Consider the following 20,448-nt stretch of genomic DNA (forward strand, 5'->3'; position numbering starts at 1 on the left):
CGTGACGCGACGGTTCAGCCGACCGGCGTCGGGAAGCCCCGCCCGTGCTCGGACTGGAGCCGGAGCATGGCGTGCTCGACAACAGTCACCAGCACCTGCTTGACCGAGTCCCGCTGCCGGGCGTCGGTCATCACCAGCGGCACCTGCGGCGAGATGGCCAGCGCCTCGCGGACCTCCTCCGGCTCGTACTGCGGTGCGCCGTCGAACTTGTTCAGCGCCACCACGTACGGCAGGTTGCGGTTCTCGAAGTAGTCCAGCGGGGCGAACGCGTCGGTGATCCGGCGGGTGTCCACCAGCACGGCGGCACCCACCGCCCCACGGATGATCTCGTCCCACATGAACCAGAACCGCGTCTGACCCGGTGTACCGAAGAGGTACAGGATCAGGTCCTGGGCCATGGTGATCCGGCCGAAGTCCATGGCGACCGTGGTGGTCTCCTTGCCCGGCACCTTGGACGGATCGTCGATGCCGACACCCGCCGCGGTCATCAACGCCTCGGTGGTCAGCGGTGTGATCTCGGAGATCGCCCCGACCAGTGTCGTCTTACCGACGCCGAAGCCGCCCGCGACGACGATCTTCGCGGATACGATTCCCCGGCCCGGCCGCCCCCCTGCGGGGTCATAGCCTGCGAAGTCCACTTAGCACCCTTCCAAGCAGTTCCATCCGCTCCTCGAACCCCTCGGCGGGAGCAGCAGTGTGTAACGTCAGCAGGCTCTCGGCCACCATGTCGGCGACCAACACCCGGGCGACGCCCAGCGGCATCCGGGTATACGCGGCGATCTCCGCCAGCGACTGTGCTCGGCCCTCACAGACCGTGGCGATGCGGTGTTTGTCATGCCCGGCGAAGCGGGACTCGGCGACCTGGGTGGGAGAGGCGGTGAGGACGGCCTCGAGGGCGATGTCCTGCCGGGGCTCGGTACGACCACGGGTGACCGCGTACGGACGTACCAGTGCGCCGCGCGGGTCAGCGCGTCGTTGGTCCATCCCCGATCACCTCCCCGTCCCTCGCTGAGCCGGACTGTGCCGCCTCTCGTCCCTGGTCCGGCGCTCGGAACGAGCGCCGCCTTCCGGTGCTAAGAGCGCACCGCGTCGCGCGGCAGCGGCACCAGCGCGGCACCCACCCGCTCGACCAGCAGCGCCATCTCGTAGCCCACCTGGCCCACGTCGCAGCTGCGCGCGGCCAGCACGGCCATCGAGGAGCCGTCGCTGATCGACATCAGGAAGAGGTACCCGCTGTCCATCTCGATGACTGTCTGCAACACCCCGCCCGCGCTGAACATCCGGGCCGCGCCCTCGGTCAGGCTCACCACCCCGGAGGTGATCGCGGCGAGCTGGTCGGCCCGGTCCCCCGGCAGATCCCGGGAGGACGCGAGCAGCAGCCCGTCGGCGGACACCGCCACCACGTGGGCGATGCCCGCCACGCTGTCGGCGAAGTTGGTGAGCAGCCAACCCATGTCCTGCATGGCAGCTGGCCTGTTCATCGGCTCTCCTTGGTCGAGGTGCTGTTCAGGTCCGTTCCGGCCGTCCGACCGCGCTGCACACCGCGGTGGTAGGCCGACAGCAGACCACGTACTTCATCCGGAGTCCGCCGGCTGCGGTCCCGGCCGCTCTTCGGTTCGATGCCACCCGGCACGAGCTGTGCCTGCGGCACCCGCTTGGGCAACCCGGAGCGGGTGGTCCCCGCGGGAGCCGGCTCGGCAGCCCGGCTGGCCCGGGACCAGCCCTCGTCCGCCGCCGTACGCCAGGCCTCCGGGTCGGGGGCGGGCGCGGCCGGAGCCGTCCGGCTGGCCAGGGGCGGGTTGTACGACGGTGGTGCCGTCGGCCGTGCTCCGAATCCGTCCATTGTGGTGCCGAGGCCCTCGGCGCCCGGGGTGGCCGTGCCGTCGGTGCCGGAACTGCCCGGGGTGCGGGTCGGCAGCTTCGGTCGGGCCGGCGGCGCGGCCGGCACGGGCGCGGCGCTCGGCTGGCCGCCGTTACCGGTGCGCAGGCCGGCGTCGGCCGCCCTGGTGGCGGGCGAGGGAGGCTCGTCGAAGTTGGGCCGGGTGAAGATCGCTGTGGCGTCGTCGCCGTGCGACCGGAACCAGACCGCCTCCATCTCCCGGAAGATCGGAGCTTCGGCGGGGAAGTCGGGCCGGGTGCTCACCGGCGCGGCCGGCACCGGCGGCGCGGCCAGCGGGGAGGCCGGTGGGGCGGCCGGCGGTGCCACCGCGCCCGGCCCGGCGACCGGCCCGACCGGGAGGCCGCCCTGAGCACCGCGCCCGTCCGCGGCGTCCGCCATGGAACCGCGGCGAGGCAGCGGGTCGACGGTCGGGTAGGCCACTGTCGGGCTGCCCAGCGAGGCGCCCGCGCCGTTGCTGTAGGCCGGCCGGGCCGGCGGGAGCGGGGCGGCGGGTGCCGGAGTGGCGGGGGCGGCGGGGGCGGGCGGCATGGGCGAGCGCGGACCGGTGTAGCCACCCGCCTGTACGGCCGGGGTGGTGTCCCGCGAGTCCAGCGGCGACTGCCACTGGGCCGGTGCCGGCGTGCTGGTCCGCCACTGGTCGGGCAGCGTCGCCGCCGTCGTGGCGGCGCCGGCGAACTGCTCGGCGTGACCGACCGGGGTGAGCGGGTTCTGCTCCACTGCCATCGGCTGACGCGGCCGGGTGAGCACCTGCTCGCGGCCCCGGTTGGTGGGCAGCAGCACTGTGGCGGCGGGCAGCGTCACCTGGGCGACGGTGCCACCCTCGACGTTGCGGCGCAGCTCCACACGGATGCCGTAGCGGGAGGCGAGCCGACTCACCACGGCCAGACCCATCAGCCGGAACGCGGCGACGTCGACGCTCGGCGGCGCGGCCAGCCGCCGGTTGAGCGAGTCGAGCTGCTCGTCGGTGAGGCCGAGACCCCGGTCCTCGATCTGGATCAGGACGTAGTCGCGGATCCGCCGACCGTCGGCCACCACAGTGGTGTTCGGCGGCGAGAACCGGGTGGCGTTGTCGAGGAGTTCGGCGACGAGACGTACCACGTCGTTGACCGCGTGCGCGGACACCGAGATGTCGGTGTCCACCGTCCCGAACTCGATGCGGTTGTACAGCTCCACCTCGGACTGGGCGGCGCGCAGGACATCCACCACCAACGCGTCGTCACGACGCGGTACGGCGGAGTCGGCGCCGGCCAGGACCAGCAGGTTCTCGTCGTTGCGCCGCATTCGGGTGGCCAGGTGGTCCAGTTCGAAGAGCTGCGCGAGCCGCTTCGGGTCCTCCTCGCCGCGCTCGATCGCGTCCAGCTCGCCGATCATCCGGTCGACCAGGGTCTGACTGCGGCGGGCCAGGTTGAGGAACATCGCCGAGACGCTGGTACGCAGTGCCGCCTGCTCGGCGGCGACCCGCACCGCCTCCCGGTGGACGACGTTGAAGGCCAACGCCACCTGGCCGACCTCGTCGCGGGTGTTGAGCTGGATGGGGTCCCGGACCTGGCGGACGATCTCGTCCACCCCGCCGTCACCCACGCTGCCCATGTTCTGCAGGCGCTGCACGGCGTCGGGCAGGTCGTGGTTGGCCACCGAGAGGGCGCCCTCACGCAGCCGGCGCAGCGAGTGGTTGAGCGAGCGGGCCAGCACCACGGCCAGCGACACGGCGATGATCAGGGTCAGCAGCACCAGGGTCGACTCGACCACGGCCTGCCGGATGACGTCCGAGCGCGCCTGGTCGGCCTGCTGGAGCAGCCGGTCCTGCAGTTGGATCTCGGCCCAGCGCATCAGGTCGTTCACGGCGCCGATGGCCGCTGTGGCGTCCTGCGCGGTGACCAGGGGACGCTGCCCGACCGAGCGGGTGATGTCGGTGGCCACCCGGTCGGCCAGGCCGACCGCATCGCCGGAGACGGTGCTGTCGACCAGGGCGCGCTGCACCGGGTCGGCGGCCAGCGAGAAGGCGACCAGGGCCTCCTGCTGGCCGGTCAACGTTGCCACGAAGGAGGAGAACTGCTCCGAGTCGAGCTGGCCGGCCGACAGCGCGGTGAAGGCGACGGCCTCTTCCTCGGCGACGGAAGCCTTGGCGCGGGCGAAGGCGGAGACCGCGCGGCGGCTGTCCGCCAGGCTCTCGTCGCCGGGCAGCTGGGCCAGGCCGTCGCCGTACGAGACCAGGTCGGTGAGGATGACTCCGTAGCGGAGCACCGCCTCGGCGACCGCCATCTGCCGGCGGTCCAGCACCTCCTGACGGGTGCCGTCCAGGGTGGCCAGGTGGTCGTCGATGGCTGCCAGCCGGTCGCGAAGGGCGGCCGGCACCTCGCCGATCCGGCCCCGTTCGGTGCGGTACTGGTCCACCTGCTGCTGCGTCTGGCGGACCCGCAGGTTGTACGCGTCGGCCGGCTGCTGCGGATTGGCGAGGTAGGCGGCCGCGGCCATCCGTTCGGCCTGGAGGTCCTGGGTGAGGGCGCTGACGTCGATGGAGAGGGCCGTCAGTGACCGGGCCCGGGTGGCGTCGAAGGCGCCCTCGCCGACGGAGATCAGGCGGACCGTGGCGAGCGCGATCACCGCCGCCACCGGGACCACCAGGATCAGTGCCAACTTGGACCGGATCCGGGCGTCACGCAGTCTCGGCATCCGTCGGCGCGCAGGCCGAGCGCTATCGCCGAGCGCGGGCAGGGTCGTCGGTCCGGTGCTCACGACATCGCCTCCGTCGTTTCTTCCCCGCCTGAGCCGCCGAGCCATGCCGTAAGCGGAGGGGACCACGCGCGGCACGGCCGCGATTTCATCAGAGATGATCCTGCTTGGGAAGCCGCAGTGAGGTAGGAAACGGTCGGACGGAGCGCATCCCGTGATCCGGGCAACTGATACCTTCATTTCCGCAAGCCCCTGAACAGGGCATGTAACTCCAGAGTGGTCACGCGTGTATGCAAAGTGAGCTTTTGCAAACATTGCGTTACCCCAGCATGTGGGATGGCCGTCCCGAAAATGCTGCCGGGGTCCGCGCTTGACCACAGCGCCGGCCATTGGCAAGGTTTTGCAGGCTTCGCGCACACCGTACGGCAGAGGAGATCCCGTCCTCCACTGAGGACGGATTAGCGGCGGTGACCGGGCAGCGCCCGCGCCCGCACCTGGAGGACTGAGTTGAGCCCCATCCGCTCCGCGACCATCGCGGCGCTCGCATCGGCCGTAGTGGCCACCACGCTCACCGGCTGCCAGTTTGGCGAGGCGGAACAGGACACGAGTCCGATCGTGATCGCCGCCGATCTCGAACTCTCCGGCGCCGCCGCCACGGTTGGTCGGACATACCAGCGCGCCCTCGAACTCAAGGTCGAGCAGTTGAACTCCTCCGGAGCACTGAACGGCCGGAAGATCGACCTGAAGGTGAAGGACAACCGTTCCGACTCGGCCGAGTCACTTCGCAACATCGTCGACTTCAGCAGCGATTCGAAGGTCAGCGCCATCATCATGGGCGGCTGCAACGAATGCGCGGTCGGAGCGGTCGGGACCATCAACGAGAAGCGGATTCCCACCATTGCGCTAGCCGCTTCCGGCGCGATCGCCGCGCCGGCCGCCCAACGGCGCTACGTGTTCAAGCTGGGCCCCAACGCCCCGGACAGCGCCGCCGCACTGACCACCGAGCTGCGGCGCAACAACATCCGCAAGGTGGGGATGCTGGTCAGCGACGACGACTACGGCCAGGAGGGCGCGACCGCACTCAAGAACGAGCTGGACAAGGCCAACATCTCGCTCCGGCAGCAGCGGATCAAGACCACCGACACCGACGTCAGCCAGCAGGTCCAGCAGCTCGCCTCGGGCAAGCCCGACGCGATGGTCTTCTGGACCCCGCCGGAGCAGGCCACGCTGGCCGCCACCAGCGCCCAGCAGATCAGCTTCCGTGGGTCGATCTACTTCGACGCGGGGGCGGCCGGGGACCTCTTCCTCGGCGCGGCGGCCAAGGCGACCGAGAAGGCCACGCTGATCTTCACGCAGACCATGGTGATCGACGACGTGATCGCGACCACCCCGGCCAAGGCGGCGCGACGGCAGTGGTTCCAGGACTACACGGCACGCTTCGGCGGCTACAACGGGTCCTCGTCGTTCGCCGCCGACGCCGTCCAGCTGATCGCCGACGCCGAACTGCGCGCCGGTGGTGAGATCGGGAAGGTCGACCGCAACGGCATCCGGGACGTGCTGGAAACGTCCCAGATGGACGGCCTCTCCGGCCCGATCCGCATGACGCCGGACAACCACAGCGGCCTGATGCCGCAGGCGCTCACCACGCTTGTCGCCCGCAATGGTCGCTGGCGGTTGGCGGGGTAACGCTGGGGCCTTTATTTGGCGGGTTCGTTTCCCGGCCCTTCGTCGAGTGCCGGGTGGGGTGTGGCCGACCGTCCCCGGCTCCGGGCGGTCAGGCTTGATCCCTCCGCCGGGCACGGTCGGCCACACCTGACTCGCCTGCGGCTTCGACGGAACGGGCCGGCCTCCATGTGGAGGCCGGCCCTTCGCGTTTCTGGGGTTTATTTCTTCTGTTGGGTTAGCGGCTGCTGGTGGTTTCTCGCACCCAGGGGAGGGCGATCCGCTCGATCAGCAGGAGCGCCGAGTAGAGCAGGATGCTCACCAACGCCACCAGCATGATCGCCGCCCAGGCGGTGGCGGCGTCGCCGATACCGGCGTACTGCGTGATGACGTAACCGAGGCCGCTCTCGCCGGCCTGGAACTCACCGATCACCGCGCCGATCGCGGCCAGTGGCATGGCCACCTTGAGCCCGACGAAGATCTGCGGCAGCGCTGCAGGGAAGCGCACCTTGCGGAACGCCTGCCAGCGGGACGCGTTCCAGGACCGCACCAGTTCGGCCAGGTCGGCCGGCGTGGTGGTCAGCCCGGTCGCTGTGGACAACACGATCGGGAAGAAGCAGAGCAGGAACACCATGGTCAGGATCGGCTTCTGGCCCCAGCCGAGCGCCACCACCAACAGCGGGCCCAGCGTGATCTTCGGCACCGCGTTCACCGCGACCAGCAGCGGCGTGAACATCCGCTCCACGGTGCGGGAGCTGGCCAGGGACAGCCCGATCAGCACACCGGCGGCCACCGAGAGGGCGAAGCCGGTCAGGATCTCCAACGTGGTGTCCCAGGTGTGCTCCAGCATCTGGGCGGGCTTCTCGACGAACGCGCTGAGCACGTCGCCGGGCGGCGGCAGGGCGACAGGGTGGACCAGTTCCAGTCGGGCGACCAGCCACCACGCCGCCAGCGCGACCAGGATGCCGACCGCGGGAAGCGCCGCCTCGGCCCCGGCCCGAAGACCGGCACCTCGACCCGTGCGCCCCGCCTCGGGGCCGGCACTCGGGGGCGGGGGTTCCGCCACCGCCGGGTCCGCTGACCGGACGTCGGTCATCTCTGTCCTCCTCGAAATCCCACGGCCCGCCGGGGGCCGACGAGCGACGGGGGTACGCCCCACCGGAACCGGCGGGACGTACCCCCTGATGACGACCGGACGATCAGGCCTTCGGCGCGAGGCTGAAGTCGATGATCTGCTCGGGGGTGATGTTCTGCTTCAGCGCACCGGCGCCCTGCAGGATGGCGATGCTCTTGGCGACCCGACCGCTGTCCAGGGTGCCGATCGCGGTGCCGGTGTTGCCGGAACGGACGTACGCGGCCATCAGCTCCAGCTCGGCGGCGGCGGAGACCGGGTTGGTGGCGTCGACGTTCTTCTTCAGGATGTCGGCGGCCTCCTTGGAGTTCGCCAGGCTGTACTCCAGGCCCTTGAGCAGCGCCGCGGTGAACCGCTTCACCATCTCGGGCTTCTCCTTGGCGGTCTTCGAGGAGGTGATCAGCACGTTGCCGTAGAGGTCCTGCATCACGTTGCTGTACGGCAGCATGACGGCCTTCTTCTTGGCCGCCGCCTCGATCGTCGGCTGACCGACGACGAACTGACCGATGCCGTCCACCGACCCGGAGGCCAGCGTGCCGATCAGGTTCTGCGCCTCACCGTTGACCCAGGTCACCTTGGTCGCGTCCACGCCGGCGAGCCGGGCGTACGTCGGGAAGAGGTTGCGGACCACGGAACCGGGGGTGTCGGCGAGCTTCTTGCCCTCCAGGTCCTTCGGAGAGCTGATGTTCTTGCCCTCGACGGTGGCGATGCCCGCCATGGTGCGCTGCTGGATCGCGGCCACCGCGGTGAAGTCCTTCGCCTGGCCGTTGCCGAGCTGGAGCAGGCCGCCGGTGAGGTCGATCGGGCCGAAGTCGGCCTGACCGCCGACGACGGTCTGGATCACGCCACCGGTGCCCTGACCGGCCTTGATCTCGACCTCGAAGCCGGCTTCCTTGAAGAAGCCCTTGTCCTTCGCCACCCAGGCGTAGGAGTCACGGCCGAAGTTACCGAACGAGGTGAGGTAGGTCACCTTCTCCAGCGTCTTGCCGTCGCCGCCCTTGGCATCGTCGGCCGAATCCGACCCGCTGCTGCAGGCGGAGACAAGGGCGAGGGCGGTGGCCAGCGCGGCCGTAGCGACCGTACGGGTCAGCCTTCTCATCAGTGCACCATGTCCTTTCCGACCGGGGCCGGCAGGCCACCGGAGGGGGTTGTCGTGACGGGCCGGCGGGAGGGGTGGAAGCCGGACGCCGCCGTCGTGGGGGGACTCTTCGCGGGCACAGCGTACGAGAAACCCACAGTTGCGACGCCAGGCGTATCGGGTTGCGGAACGGAAACAACCTGACGACCACCCCAGCCGGTGCCATACCTCAACCGGGCGGTTAGCCTTTGTCGGATTCCTGACCGTCGACTCAGCGGAGGTACGCCGGAGATGATCCGACTGTCCGGGGTGTCCCGTACCTTCGAGGGCCGATCCGGCCGGGTGGAAGCGCTGCGCGGCATCGACCTCGACGTCGCCGAGGGCGAGTTCGTCGCCGTGCTGGGCCGCTCCGGCTGTGGCAAGTCCACGCTGCTGCGACTGATCGCCGGGCTGCTCCCACTGACCGCCGGTGAGATCACCGTCGCCGGTACGCCGATCACCCGCCCTCGCCAGGACATCGCGATGCTGTTCCAGAAGCCGGCGCTGCTGCCCTGGCGCAGCGTGCTGGACAACGTCCTGCTGCCCGTGGAGGTCTTCGGCTGGGGCCGCGCCAAGCACCGGGAGCGGGCCCGGCAACTGCTCGACGTGGCCGGGTTGGCCGGCTTCGAGAAGCGGCTGCCGCACGAACTCTCCGGCGGCATGCAGCAGCGGGTGTCGCTGTGCCGGTCGTTGATCGGTGAGCCCCGGGTGATGCTGATGGACGAGCCGTTCTCCGCGCTGGACGCGCTCACCCGCGAGGAACTCTCCGGCGAGCTCCAGCGGGTCCACATGGAGAACAAGCCGACGATCGTCTTCGTCACCCACTCGATCGACGAGGCGGTGCTGCTCGCCGACCGGGTGGTCGTGCTGAGCCCCCGCCCCGGCCGGATCCGCAAGGTCGTCGACGTGACCATCCCCCGGCCCCGCACCCTGGGCCGCAACGCCCACCTGGCCGACGTCGCCCAGGTCAGCGCCGACCTGCACGAACTGCTGATGGAACGCGAGCAGCCGGCGACCGCCGGCGCGGAAGGACACTGACCATGCGGGTGTCGGTCTTCACCGAGCCGAACCGTGGCGCCAGCTACGACACCCAGCTCCGGTTCGCCCGGCTGGTCGAGGCCTGCGGCTACGAGGGCTTCCTCCGCGCCGACCACTACCAGTCGATGGGCGCGGACCCGGGCCTGCCCGGCCCGACGGACGCCTGGTTGACCCTCGCCGCGCTGGCCCGGGAGACCGAGCGGATCCGGCTCGGCACCCTGGTGACGTCGGCCACGTTCCGCCTGCCCGGTCCCCTCGCCGTGATGGTCGCGCAGGTCGACCAGATGAGCGGTGGACGGGTCGACCTGGGCATCGGGGCCGGCTGGTACGAGCGCGAGCACACCTCGTACGGCATCCCGTTCCCGCCGGTCGGCGAGCGCTTCGACCGGCTCGCCGAACAGCTTGAGGTGATCACCGGGTTGTGGGGAACCCCGCCCGGCGAGACCTACAGCTACACCGGCGACCACTACCGGCTGGTGGACGCTCCCGCCCTGCCCAAGCCCGTGCAGGTGCCCGGCCCGCCGATCATCGTGGGCGGGCGCGGGCCCAAGCGCACACCGGAACTGGCCGCCCGGTACGCCGACGAGTTCAACATGCCGTTCAAGTCCGTGGCGGCCACCGCCGAGGCGTACGACCGGGTGCGCGAGGCGTGTGAGCGCACCGGACGGACGGAGTCCGGGCGCGACCCGCTGGTGCTCTCCGCCGGGATCGTCGTCGCCATCGGCCGGACCGACGCCGAGGCCCAGCGTCGGGCCGCGCCCCTGCACGAGAAGAGCGCGCTGCCACCGGAGGACCCGGTGGTCGGCTCCCCCGCGCAACTCGCGCAGCGGATCGGTGAGTTCGCCGCGATCGGCACCACCCGGGTCCACCTACGCCTGATCGACTTCGACGATCTCGACCACCTTGAGCTGATCGCCGCCGAGGTGCTGCCCCAACTGGACGGAGCACGATGACCGACGTGATCGACGGAACCGAACTCGGACCGGTGGGTCAGGAGATCGTGTACGAGAACGACCGGGTCCGGGTCTGGCACATCCGGCTCGAACCGGGCGAGCGGCAGCCGCTGCACCGGCACGACCACCCCTACCTGGTGGTGGCGATCGAGGGCGCCAAGAACGTCGTACAGACCGTCGACGGCACCCGGATCGACGCCGACGAGCCCACCGGCGGAGTGGTCTACCGGGACCCGGGCGCGGTGCACATGCTGACCAATGTCGGGGATACGACTTACCTCGCCCGGCTGGTCGAACTCAAGTAGACCCGCCGATGGCCACCGGCGTGCCGCGCGGCGCGCCGTTGGCGATCGGGTGTACCAGGTGCGTAACGTGCCGGACATGGCCTTTCGGACCTGGGGCAGACTGCTGCTCACGGCGCTCGGGGTGAGCGTGCTGGCCGGAGCCGGCCAGCTCGGCGTCGCATACGGTTTCGGCATCGTCCGCCTGACCGGCGCATTCACCGGCACGACCGTCAACCAGTGGCCGGCCCAGCTCGTCTGGGTGGGCTGGTTCGCCGCGAACGCCGCCGTCGCCGGTGCGGTCCTGACCGGACGTCTCGCCCGCCGCGACGTCCCGGCAGCCAGCACCGCCCGGCAGTTGGCGGTCGGGGCCGCGGCGGCGCTCGGCGCCACAGTCATCGCCCCGCTCTGCATGCAGCCCGCCCGCGCCGCAGAGCTGATCTCCGTCGACCCGGTCTGGGCGGTGGGCATCTGCGCCATGGTCGGTGCGGTGATCGGGGCGGGCGCGGCGATCGCCGTCCTGTTCCGGCCCGAGCTGGGCTGGAACGTCGCGGTCGTGGCCGGCGCGGTCTGGCTGCTGGCCCTGATCTCCGTCCTGCCGTCGCTCGGCACGGCCGGCCCACTGCCGACCGTCCGCCTCGGCGTACTGGAGCCGAGCTGGCTCGATGCCGCCGCCGCACAGCGGCTGGCGCCGCTCCTGCTGCCCACAGTGGCGCTACTGGCCGGCGCGGCGACCGCCGGGCTGGCCCGGTGGCGGGGCCAGGCCGCACTGGTCAGCGGGGCCACCGGGGTGGCCGGTCCGGTGCTGGTGGCGTTCGCCTACCTGACCGCCGGTCCCGGCGACGCGGTGGACCGCTACCAGGCCACCCCCTACTACGGCTCGTTGATCGCGATCCTCGCCGGAGCTCTCGGCGCGGCCGCCGCCGCGCTGCTGCGGTGGCCGACGGGCACCCGTACCGCCGATCCGCAGGCGATAGAGCCCACCGCCATCCTGCGCCCGCTGCCCGCCGGCCCGCCGCTGCCCGGCGCGGCGAACGACCGGGACACCGCCGAGCGCACCGACACGGAGACGACGAACGCCGAGCTGGCCACCGCGCAGCCCGGCGGCGTCGTTGCGGGTCCGTGGGCAGCGGGCAACCCCGATGGCGTACGCACCGTCCCGGCCCACTGGGACTGGCCGGAGACCACAGCGAGCGGCCAGCACGGCCCGGCTCCCACCGCGTCCACTCCCACCGCTTCGACTCCCGCCGCGTCGACTCAGCCGGCGGCCTGGCTGACCGCGCCGACCGGTGAGTTCACCTCTGCGGGGCAGACTCCCCCGGCGCAACGGGATGATGTCCCGGCCACGACCGAGCCCTCGGCCAGCGCCGACGTCACCTCGGCCAGCGCCACGGCCGGACGCGCCGACGCCGCGACCCCGACGGGTGGCCGTGCGGCCGACGAACCGAGCGGCAGCGCGGCGACGGACACGAGCGGCAGCGCGGCGACGGACACGAGCGCGAGGTCGACCGGTGGGCGCACCACCCGCAAGTCCGCCAGCACCGCAGTCCCGAGCAGCACGGATGCACTCGGTACTGGCACCACCAGCTCGGCCGCGTCCGGCGCGCCGATCAGCTCGGCCGAGCCGATCCCCACCACCGGCAGCACGGCACGGGCCGGCGCGGCCCGGACCAGCCCAGCCGCGACCAGCACGGGCAGCGGCACGGAGGCCAGCGCATCCCCCACCGGCACTGGCGCTCCCAGCCCTGTCACCGCCGCCAAGGGCACGACCCCGACGGACACGGGCCCGACCAGCACGAGCAAGGGCCCGACCAGCACGGCCACGGGCCCGACCAGCACGGGCACGGCCGACCACGGCACGCCCGAGGCACCGCCGACGATCAAACCGCGACGGACCCGTAAGTCGAAAGCCACCCCGGACGCCGCCGCCTCCGACGTGGCCGACGACACGCCCCCTGTCGATTCGGCAACCGCCGACGAGACGACCACCCGCGAGACGACCGCCGACGAGACGGTCAGCCGCGAGACGACCACCGGCCGCGCCACGAAGGGCACCAAGCCGGGCGGGTCCGCCGACAGCAGCAGCTCCGACGCGGCGACCGACACTCCGGTACCCACTCAGGGGGGCCAGGGTGGGCGGTCGAGCTCGACCTCCGAGGTCACCTCGACTGCTGCCGCCGGCACGCCAGCAGCCCGCACCACCGCTACCGGCGCGAAGCGAGCACCGGCCACGCCCGCCGCCGGCTCGAAGCAAGCGCCGGCCGCCTCGGTGACCGCCGAAGCCGGCGCGACGCAGGTGCCGGCCAACCCGGAGTCCCCGGCCACGGCAACCGACGCCACCCCGACCCCGACCACTGAGACCGGAACCGGAACCGGGGCGACACAAGCACCGACCACCACAACCGGGGCGACGCGAGCACCGGCGGTACCGACCACGGCGACCGGCCACACTGGCGCGGAAGCCACCCCGCGCGCCCGGAAGACCGGCAGCAAGGCAACAGCGGCCGACGCGACCAGTGATTCTGCAATCGCCGGGGCTGGTGACACCGACAGTGCGCGGCCCGCCGCCGAGGGCGTTCCCACCGCCGGATTGTTCGAGTCCACCGCCGCCAGTGACCCGGACGCCGGCCGCTGGACGCCCGCGCCGTCGGGTTGGCCGGTCACCTCGACCTGGACGGTGCCACCGCAGGCCTCCGAGCCGGGGGCACCGGCACCGGAGGGGCCGAGCAGTTCCGACGAGCCCACCGGGCCGACGCCCAGGCCCCGGCACCGGGCACCGTTGCCGGACCTGAGCCGAGCCGGCACCTGGAACGCATTCGACACCTCTCGGCGCGGCGGTTCGGCGGGGTCACCGGACAGCTCGACGGCACGCACAGCGCCGACCGAAGCCAGCGAGACGACCGCTCCCGCCGAACGCCCGGGCCCGTCGGAGTTCCCGGCCACGGTGGACGCACCCTCGGGTGCCGCCACCACCAGCGCCGATACCGGCAGCGGCGATCCGGCGCCTGACGACGCCGCAGCGGCGACGCCGCCGAAGGTGGCCGAGCAGTCCTCTCGGCGAGGGCGGCTCGGCGGGTTGTTCCGCCGCAACCGGTCCCGCGCGGACGAGGAGAGCCCGAAGACGTCGGACGAAGCGGAGCCGCTGGCGACCCAGGACGAGGAATTCGTCGACTGGGTCGCCGGCCTGAGCAAGCCGGTGTCGGACAACGAGCCCGAGCAGGAGAATGGCCGCCGGTCGTTGCGCTCCACCGGTCGACACCACCGCGAGTGACCCACCGTCACTGACTTCACCACGTAGCGCACACACGCACTGACCGGTCGCCGCTGATCGACTCGGGTTCACTGATATCGGGCTATCCCACGCAGCCGGACACCGCGACATCAATGAACCCGAGTCGATCACCCCGCGACACCCCCGCAACACCGGGGCGCCACGGGGGCGTCGCACCCTGGCGAGGGTCAGGCGAGCGGTAGGTAGACCCGACTGCCGCCGGAGACGAACTCCTCCGACTTGTCCTTCATGCCACGTGCCGCGTACTCCTTGAGCTCTTGGGTGATCTTCATGGAGCAGAACTTCGGGCCGCACATCGAGCAGAAGTGCGCGGTCTTCGCCGGCTCCGCGGGCAGGGTCGCGTCGTGGTACGAGCGCGCCGTCTCCGGGTCCAGTGAGAGGTTGAACTGATCCTCCCAGCGGAATTCGAATCGCGCCTTCGACAGGGCGTCGTCCCAGGCCTGCGCGCCGGGGTGTCCCTTGGCCAGGTCCGCCGCGTGCGCCGCGATCTTGTACGCGATCACACCCGCCTTCACGTCGTCCCGGTCCGGCAGGCCGAGGTGTTCCTTCGGCGTGACGTAGCAGAGCATCGCGGTGCCGAACATGCCGATCATCGCGGCGCCGATCGCCGAGGTGATGTGGTCGTACGCGGGCGCGATGTCGGTGGTCAGCGGACCGAGCGTGTAGAAGGGCGCCTCGTGGCACCACTCCTGCTGAAGGTCCACGTTCTCCTTGATCTTGTGCATCGGCACGTGGCCGGGGCCCTCGATCATCACCTGGACGTCGTACGCCCAGGCGATCTTCGTCAGCTCGCCGAGGGTGCGCAGCTCGGCGAACTGCGCCTCGTCGTTGGCGTCGGCGATCGAGCCGGGGCGCAGCCCGTCACCGAGGGAGAACGTCACGTCGTAGCGCGCGAGCAGCGCGCACAGCTCCTCGAAGTTGGTGTAGAGGAAGTTCTCCTCGTGGTGCGCCAGGCACCACGCCGCCATGATCGAACCGCCGCGGGAAACGATCCCGGTGACCCGGTCCACTGCCAGCGGCACGTACGGCAGGAGCACCCCGGCGTGCACCGTCATGTAGTCCACGCCCTGCTCGGCCTGCTCGATCACGGTCTCCCGGAACACCTCCCAGCTCAGCTTCACCGGGTCGCCGCCGACCTTCTCCAGCGCCTGGTAGATCGGCACCGTTCCAATCGGTACCGGGGAGTTCCGCACGATCGCCTCACGGGTCTCGTGGATCCGCTTGCCCGTGGACAGGTCCATCACGGTGTCCGCGCCCCAGCGGGTGGCCCAGGTCAGCTTCTCCACCTCCTCGGCGACCGACGAGCTGACCGCCGAGGTGCCGATGTTGGCGTTCACCTTGACCAGGAACGCCTTGCCGATGATCGCCGGCTCGCACTCCGGGTGGTTGACGTTGAGCGGGAGGACCGCCCGACCGGCGGCGATCTCGGCTCGCACGAGCTCCGGGTCGACGTTCTCCCGGATCGCCACGAACTCCATCTCCGGCGTCACCACCCCGGCCCGCGCGTACGCGAGCTGGGTGGGCCGGCGACCGTCCACCCCTGCCAACGGCGTGCCCGCACCCCGCACCGGTGCCACGTCACCCCGCTCGGCGATCCACGGCCCGCGCAGCGGCGGCAGCCCCACCTCCGGGTCCGACCCGGGACCTGACGTGTCGTAGAGCCGCACCGGCGGCAGGTCCCCGGTCAGCCCCACCTCCGCGAACGGCACCCGGACATCCGGCCGCGAACCCTCGACGTACACCTTGCCTCGTGCGTGCATGACAGCCTCCCTGGTGATCAAGCGGACCAGCCGAAGTGGTTCAGCGGTCCGCGCCCCGCTCCCAGCTCCCAACCCCGCGCGCCGGTCAGCGCACGGAGCACGTACTCCTTGGCGGCCCCCACCGCGGCCGGCACCGGATCGCCCAGACCGAGCCGCACCGCGATCGCCGCCGAGAACGAGCACCCGGTGCCGTGGGTGTGCCGGGTGGGCACCCGGGGTGCGCGCAACACCGTGGTGACCCCGCCGCCGTGCAGCACGTCGACCGCTTCGCCCCCGTCCAGGTCACCGCCCGTGACCACCACGTACTCCGGGCCGCCGGCCACCAGGGCCTCGGCGGCCACGACCATCGCGGCCACGTCGTCCACCGGGCGTCCGGTGATCGCCGCCGCCTCCGCGCAGTTCGGGGTCGCGACAGTGGCGTACGGCAGCAGCCGCTCCACCGCGCCCACCACGCCGAGCCGGTGACCACTCGTGGCGACCAGCACCGGGTCGACGACGAGCTGAGGCAGCCGACCGTCCCGGGCCGCCTCGGCAACCACGTCCGCGATCGCCGGGGTGCCGAGCATCCCCGTCTTCACCGCGCAGACCGTGAAATCGGTGAGCACGCTGTCCAACTGCTCGGTGACGGTGCGCGGGGGTAGCGGCAGCACCGCGTCGACACCCCTGGTGTTCTGCGCGGTGACCGCCGTGAGGACGCTGGTGCCGTACGCGCCCAGCGCGGCGAAGACCTTGAGGTCGGCCTGGATGCCTGCGCCGCCGCCGGAGTCCGAGCCGGCGATGGTGAGGATGGTGCTCGGGGTCACTTCTCCTCCTTGGTTGCGGTTTGGGGCTGCGGCCGACCGTGCCCACTCCGGGCGGTCAGGCTTGATCCCTGCGTGGGCACGGTCGGCCGCAGCCCTGACGTGGAGACCTGGGTGACCCCGCGCCGGGTTTGGGTCAGCACAGGGGTGACCGCCTCTTTGAAGGCGCTGGTCAGGGTGGCGGCTGTCTCTGCCGGGTTCGTGGCGCGCATGAGTGCGCCCAGTACGGCTACTCCGGTGGCTCCTGCTTGGACGCAGGCGGTTACCTGGTCCGGGGTTTCGACTCCGCCCAGCGCCAGCAGCGGCACGGGGCTGGAGTCGACAAGCTTTCGCAGGCCGTCCGGTCCCAGGGGTGGGCCGTAACCGGGTTTTGTCCTTGTGGGCCAGATTGGGGAGACGGTGGCGTAGTGCTCGGTGGTCAGGCGGTTCAGCTCGGTCTGGTGGTGGCAGGAGCGGCCGACCAGACCGTGGGTCGGCGGCGGGTACGGGCCGGCGGCGGGCAGGTGCACGGCGTCGCCGCCGAGCGGGTCGGGGCCGGCCACGATGAGGGTCCCGTCGACGTCGGCGAGGATCGCCCGCAGTTCGGCGGCGAGGGCGGCACGTTCGGCGCGCGGCAGGTCCTTCTCCCGCAGCACCACCCAGCGCACTCCCCCGGCCACAGCTCCCGCGATAGCCCGGTCGAGCCGAGCGCGAGCGACCAGCCGATCGGTAAGAACAACTACCCCAGACGGAATCTTGGAAGGAATGGGCCTCTCCAGGGGCAGACTGCTTCCAAGATCTGCGGGCGGCACCAACCCGGTCACAGCTCGGGTCTTCCCTCGTCGGGGGTGGAGGCGAGCGCGTGGAAGCGGCGGGCGATCCGGCCCGCGCCGGCGGCCAGTCGGCCGGCCTCGACCGCCAACCGCATCGCGGTGGCCATCGCCACCGGGTCGGCCGCCCGGGTGACAGCGCTCGCCAGCAGCACCCCGTCACAGCCCAGCTCCATGGCCAGGGCCGCGTCGGACGCGGTGCCGATCCCGGCGTCGAGGATCACCGGCACGTCCACACCCTGCCGGATGAGTCGGATGTGGTGCGGGTTGCCGATGCCGAGCCCCGAACCGATCGGCGAGCCGGCTGGCATCACCGCGGCGCAGCCCACGTCGGCGAGGCGACGGGCGAGCACCGGGTCGTCGCTGGTGTACGGCAGCACTGTGAACCCGTCGGCGACCAACTCCTCGGCGGCGCGGAGCAACTCCACCCCGTCGGGCAGGAGGGTCCGCTCGTCGCCGATCACCTCCAGCTTGACCCAGTCGGTGTCGAACGCGTCCCGGGCCAGCCGGGCCACCTTCACCGCCTCGGTGGCGGTGTGGCAGCCGGCGGTGTTCGGCAGCAGGCGTACTCCGCACCGGTCCAGCAGCTCCAGCAGACCGCCGGTGGAGCCCGGCGCCGTGCCCACCCGGCGCAGCGCCAGTGTGACCAGCTCGGTACCGGACGCCCGGATCGCCTGCTCCAACATGTGCAGGTTCGCGGCGCCGCCGGTGCCGAGGATCAGCCGCGAGGTGAAGGTCTGCCCACCCAGTTCGAACGGCACGGCGCTCACCCGCCCTGCGCCGCGGTGAGCACCTCGACCCGGTCACCGTCGCGCAGCGACCGGGCCGGCCAGCCGGTCCGGGGCACCACCTCGCCGTTGACAGCGACCGCCACCCCACGGGGGTGCGGCACGAGGTCGCGGACCAGGTCCGCCACTGACGCGCCAGCGGCGACGCTGCGCCCGGTCCCGTTCACCGTCAACTCCACAGGTCCCCCTCCATCGTCGGTTCAGTTCGGCCCAACGCGGCAGCGCCGAAGCGGTCGGCGCGAAAGGGCGCGAGCAGCGGGTCGGGTACGCCGCCGAGCACCAGGTCGGCGATCAGGTCGGCGGTGATCGGGGTGAGCACGATGCCGTGCCGGTGGTGTCCGGTGGCGGCCAGGACGTCGGGTCGGTCGGGCAGCGGCCCGAGGACCGGCGCGTTGTCCGGGGTGCCCGGGCGCAGGCCGGCGACCGCCTCGACCAGGTCGTACTCGGCCAGTTCGGGCAGCAGGTCGATCCCGGCGCGCAGCAGCCGCTGCACGGCGCCGGCGGTGACAGTGGTGTCGGAGCGCTCCTCGACAGTCGCGCCGAGCACTACCTCACCGTCGGTGCGGGGCACCAGGTAGACGTGCTCGCCGTCGGCGTACCCCCGGATCACGTGCCGGAAGCCCGGCGCGACGCCGTCGGACGCGCGGAGTCGGAGGATCTGGCCCTTCACCGGCCGCACGGGCAGGCCGGTGAGCGCGGCGGCCCCGCGGCCGGCGGCGACCACTGTGACCTGCGCGTCCACGTCGGACAGCTGCCGGACCGGCTGTGGCACGAGCACCGCGCCGGCCCGCTGCGCGGCCGTGCGCAGCGCCGGCACCAGCAGCCGGGGGTCGACCTGGTGGTCGGTGGGCGCGAACGCGCCACCACGCACCCGCGGGGCGAGCGCCGGTTCGCGGTCGCGCAGCTCACTGGGGCGCAGCGGCGTCACGGGCAGGCCCAACCCCTGCTGGTACGCCCACAGCCGGCGCGCCTCGGCCAGGTCGTCGCCGGTGAGCCCGACCATCAGGGTGCCCTCGGTCCGGTAGCCGATCTCGACCCCGGTCGCCTCGGTCAGCTCGGCGGCGAACGCCGGCCAGCGGGCGGCGGACGCCAGCAGCAAGCCGGTCAGCTGCCGCTCACCGAAGTACGCCTCGGCGACCGGGGAGAGCATGCCGGCGGCGACCGCCGACGCCCCCGAGCCGGGTGCCGGATCGTGCACCACCACCCGCAGCCCCCGCGCGGCGCAGCGCCAGGCAATGGCCAGCCCGATCGGCCCCGCCCCCACCACTGCCACGTCCGGCCGGGCCCGGTCGCTCGACGGCGATGACGGGGACCGGCCGGTCAGCACGTCAGGGCCTCGATCAGCTCGGCGGTCGCCAGTGCCGGGTCGGCGGCGGCGGAGACCGCACCGACCACCGCCACCCCGTACGCCCCGGCGGCCCGCAGCGCCGGTACCCGGGCGGCTGTCACTCCGCCGATCGCGATGACCGGGACGTCGACGGCGTCGACGACGGCGCGTACCCCGGCGGGTCCGATGGGGTCCGGCAGGCCGGTCTTGGTGCTGGTGGTGTGGCACGGCCCGACGCCGAGGTAGCTGGCGCCCGCCGCGACGGCCTGGCGCGCCGGGTCGGGCGCGCGGGCGGTGGCGCCCAGCACGCCGGTGGGGCCGAGCACCCGGCGAGCGGCGGCGACCGGCAGGTCGTCGGCGCCGACGTGCCCACCGGCGGCGCCCACCGCCAGCGCCACGTGCAACCGGTCGTTGACCAGGCAGGTCGCACCGTACGGCGTGCAGAGCGCCAGCACCCGCCGGGTCAGGTCGTACGCCTCGCGGTCGGTGGCGGAATCCTCGACCCGGACCTGCACCACCAGGTCGGCGTGGGCCACGGTGAGGGCGGCGCGAACCACTGCGAGTGGGTCGCGGCCGGGTCGGGTGTCGGTGATGAGATGCAATCGCCCCAGGGACGGCACGGCAACGCTCCTCCCTGCGCCGGCATTACCCGGATCAGGTTCAACGGTCGGGGGCTGTCAGCCCCCCTCTCAGCCCGGTACACCGGGCTCCCGTGGGTTACTTGCGTGTCACCGTACGACAGATCCGCCGGCCTGCCAAGGCGCGGGGTCGACGGCAGCCGGCGGGCCGGACCACGCCACAACGATCAAGATCCATGGGGCACTTCATGCGGTCCTGTTCGGAATGTCGCACGCCGTTGCAGAACCGTTACCCGTCCGCATCTTGCCCGACATCGAACCAGCCGAATTAATTTGTT

At 72.0% G+C, this 20,448-nt stretch carries 18 protein-coding genes and 1 riboswitch; of the genes, 5 read left to right on the forward strand and 13 right to left on the reverse strand.

Annotated features, from left to right (window positions below):
* Nucleotides 1-14 precede the first annotated feature (14 nt).
* The 4 genes from IW249_RS05415 to IW249_RS05430 all read right to left on the reverse strand — a co-directional run bounded on the left by IW249_RS05415 (nt 15) and on the right by IW249_RS05430 (nt 4,636).
* Nucleotides 15-638: a GTP-binding protein gene (locus IW249_RS05415; RefSeq protein ID WP_124821294.1), complete on the reverse strand. Its 624-nt coding sequence runs from the start codon at nt 636-638 to the stop codon at nt 15-17.
* Complete coding sequence (locus tag IW249_RS05420; RefSeq protein ID WP_007465174.1) at nt 619-984, reverse strand: DUF742 domain-containing protein; 366 nt, start codon at nt 982-984, stop codon at nt 619-621. The genes IW249_RS05415 and IW249_RS05420 overlap by 20 nt, the downstream gene beginning before the upstream one ends.
* Before the next feature lie 89 nt (nt 985-1,073).
* Nucleotides 1,074-1,481, reverse strand: a complete 408-nt coding sequence (locus IW249_RS05425) for a roadblock/LC7 domain-containing protein (RefSeq protein WP_007465177.1) — start codon at nt 1,479-1,481, stop codon at nt 1,074-1,076.
* Entirely contained in the window at nt 1,478-4,636 is a 3,159-nt protein-coding gene (locus IW249_RS05430) for a sensor histidine kinase (protein ID WP_196919787.1), read from the reverse strand. Before IW249_RS05430 ends, IW249_RS05425 begins: the two co-directional genes overlap by 4 nt.
* Nucleotides 4,637-5,080: 444 nt before the next feature.
* Between IW249_RS05430 and IW249_RS05435 the strand changes: the two genes are divergently transcribed.
* On the forward strand, nt 5,081-6,259 hold the full coding sequence (locus IW249_RS05435; RefSeq protein WP_196919788.1) for an ABC transporter substrate-binding protein: 1,179 nt from the start codon (nt 5,081-5,083) through the stop codon (nt 6,257-6,259).
* A 214-nt stretch (nt 6,260-6,473) separates the two neighbouring features.
* Here IW249_RS05435 and IW249_RS05440 read toward each other — a convergent pair whose 3' ends face one another.
* Together IW249_RS05440 and IW249_RS05445 are read right to left on the reverse strand one after the other, a co-directional pair.
* The gene (locus IW249_RS05440) at nt 6,474-7,331 is read right to left on the reverse strand and encodes an ABC transporter permease (RefSeq protein WP_196919789.1); all 858 of its coding nucleotides are present in this window, start codon (nt 7,329-7,331) and stop codon (nt 6,474-6,476) included.
* A gap of 103 nt (nt 7,332-7,434) precedes the next feature.
* Complete coding sequence (locus IW249_RS05445) at nt 7,435-8,466, reverse strand: ABC transporter substrate-binding protein (RefSeq protein ID WP_196919790.1); 1,032 nt, start codon at nt 8,464-8,466, stop codon at nt 7,435-7,437.
* A gap of 270 nt (nt 8,467-8,736) precedes the next feature.
* On the opposite strand from IW249_RS05445, the gene IW249_RS05450 reads away from it, so the two are divergent.
* The 4 genes from IW249_RS05450 (at nt 8,737) to IW249_RS05465 (ending at nt 14,027) form a co-directional block, all read left to right on the forward strand.
* A complete protein-coding gene (locus tag IW249_RS05450) occupies nt 8,737-9,522 on the forward strand; it encodes an ABC transporter ATP-binding protein (RefSeq protein WP_196919791.1) in 786 nt (261 codons plus the stop codon).
* Between the two features lie 2 nt (nt 9,523-9,524).
* Nucleotides 9,525-10,475, forward strand: a complete 951-nt coding sequence (locus IW249_RS05455) for an LLM class F420-dependent oxidoreductase (RefSeq protein WP_196919792.1) — start codon at nt 9,525-9,527, stop codon at nt 10,473-10,475.
* Complete coding sequence (locus IW249_RS05460) at nt 10,472-10,780, forward strand: cupin domain-containing protein (RefSeq protein ID WP_030329959.1); 309 nt, start codon at nt 10,472-10,474, stop codon at nt 10,778-10,780. The genes IW249_RS05455 and IW249_RS05460 overlap by 4 nt, the downstream gene beginning before the upstream one ends.
* 76 nt (nt 10,781-10,856) lie before the next feature.
* The gene (locus IW249_RS05465; protein ID WP_196919793.1) at nt 10,857-14,027 is read left to right on the forward strand and encodes a hypothetical protein; all 3,171 of its coding nucleotides are present in this window, start codon (nt 10,857-10,859) and stop codon (nt 14,025-14,027) included.
* 188 nt (nt 14,028-14,215) lie between these two features.
* On the opposite strand, the gene thiC is transcribed toward IW249_RS05465, so the two are convergent.
* The 7 genes from thiC to thiE all read right to left on the reverse strand — a co-directional run bounded on the left by thiC (nt 14,216) and on the right by thiE (nt 20,152).
* Nucleotides 14,216-15,808, reverse strand: a complete 1,593-nt coding sequence (gene thiC, locus IW249_RS05470) for a phosphomethylpyrimidine synthase ThiC (RefSeq protein ID WP_145790332.1) — start codon at nt 15,806-15,808, stop codon at nt 14,216-14,218.
* 17 nt (nt 15,809-15,825) lie between these two features.
* Nucleotides 15,826-16,611 (reverse strand): bifunctional hydroxymethylpyrimidine kinase/phosphomethylpyrimidine kinase, encoded by a 786-nt coding sequence (gene thiD / locus IW249_RS05475; RefSeq protein WP_196919794.1) that lies wholly within the window; start codon nt 16,609-16,611, stop codon nt 15,826-15,828.
* Entirely contained in the window at nt 16,608-17,342 is a 735-nt protein-coding gene (locus IW249_RS05480; RefSeq protein WP_196924642.1) for a thiamine phosphate synthase, read from the reverse strand. Before IW249_RS05480 ends, thiD begins: the two co-directional genes overlap by 4 nt.
* Before the next feature lie 65 nt (nt 17,343-17,407).
* On the reverse strand, nt 17,408-18,187 hold the full coding sequence (locus IW249_RS05485; RefSeq protein WP_196919795.1) for a thiazole synthase: 780 nt from the start codon (nt 18,185-18,187) through the stop codon (nt 17,408-17,410).
* Nucleotides 18,184-18,384 carry a sulfur carrier protein ThiS gene (gene thiS / locus IW249_RS05490; protein WP_196919796.1) on the reverse strand — a complete coding sequence of 67 codons (201 nt, stop codon included), beginning with the start codon at nt 18,382-18,384 and terminating at the stop codon, nt 18,184-18,186. Before thiS ends, IW249_RS05485 begins: the two co-directional genes overlap by 4 nt.
* Nucleotides 18,375-19,532 (reverse strand): glycine oxidase ThiO, encoded by a 1,158-nt coding sequence (thiO, locus tag IW249_RS05495; RefSeq protein ID WP_372432934.1) that lies wholly within the window; start codon nt 19,530-19,532, stop codon nt 18,375-18,377. Before thiO ends, thiS begins: the two co-directional genes overlap by 10 nt.
* Nucleotides 19,526-20,152 (reverse strand): thiamine phosphate synthase, encoded by a 627-nt coding sequence (gene thiE, locus IW249_RS05500; RefSeq protein ID WP_196919797.1) that lies wholly within the window; start codon nt 20,150-20,152, stop codon nt 19,526-19,528. The genes thiO and thiE overlap by 7 nt, the downstream gene beginning before the upstream one ends.
* Nucleotides 20,147-20,256: riboswitch (TPP riboswitch) on the reverse strand. Its footprint overlaps the gene before it by 6 nt.
* Nucleotides 20,257-20,448 lie beyond the last annotated feature (192 nt).

Origin of the sequence: Micromonospora vinacea (assembly GCF_015751785.1) — a bacterium.
GTDB classification, from domain to species: domain Bacteria; phylum Actinomycetota; class Actinomycetes; order Mycobacteriales; family Micromonosporaceae; genus Micromonospora; species Micromonospora vinacea.